The sequence below is a fragment of the Neisseria sp. P0021.S007 genome (genome assembly GCF_051956855.1).
In genome coordinates, this window is sequence record NZ_JBQCXA010000505.1 from 1 (window position 1) to 701 (window position 701).

At 56.9% G+C, this 701-nt stretch carries 1 protein-coding gene; it reads left to right on the plus strand.

What is annotated here, in order from left to right:
• Positions 1-701, plus strand: a 701-nt coding sequence (locus ACTHUR_RS14275; protein ID WP_440399216.1) for a lipid-A-disaccharide synthase, incomplete at both ends; no start/stop codon positions are given.

The following is a 701-nucleotide window of genomic DNA, read 5'->3' on the forward strand; positions in this document are numbered from 1 at the left end:
GCCCCAGCTTTATATTGATGCCGGCGGCAAGGCCGAGTTTGTCGGCCATCCGATGGCGCAAACCATGCCGGTGGAAGCGGATAGGGCGGCGGCGCGGCAGAAGCTGGGCGTGCCTGCGGACGTGCCCGTGTTTGCCATCTTGCCCGGTAGCCGCGTGAGCGAAATCGATTACATGGCGGCGGTGTTTTTTCAGACGGCCTTATTGCTGCTGAAACGTTATCCGCAGGCACAGTTTTTGCTGCCTGTGGCGACGGCCGCAACGCGCAAACGCATTACCGAAATTTTGGCGCAGCCTGAGTTCGCCACCCTTCCCATCACGTTGACCGACAAGCAGTCGGATACGGTTTGCACCGCTGCCGACGTGGTATTGGTTACCAGCGGTACGGCGACTTTGGAAGTGGCCTTGTGCAAGCGACCTATGGTCATCAGCTACAAGATTTCGCCGCTGACTTATGCGTATGTGAAAAACAAAATCAAAGTGCCGCATGTCGGTTTGCCTAATATTTTGTTGGGTAAAGCCGCTGTTCCCGAGCTGCTGCAACACGATGCCGTCCCTGAAAAACTGGCGCAGGCCGTGGCAGACTGGTATGACCACCCTGAAGCCGTGGCTGCGTTGGAACAGGATTTCCACGCCTTGCATCTGCTGTTGAAAAAAGATACGGTGGCATTGGCGGCGGCGGCAGTATTGGAAGAAGCCGGAT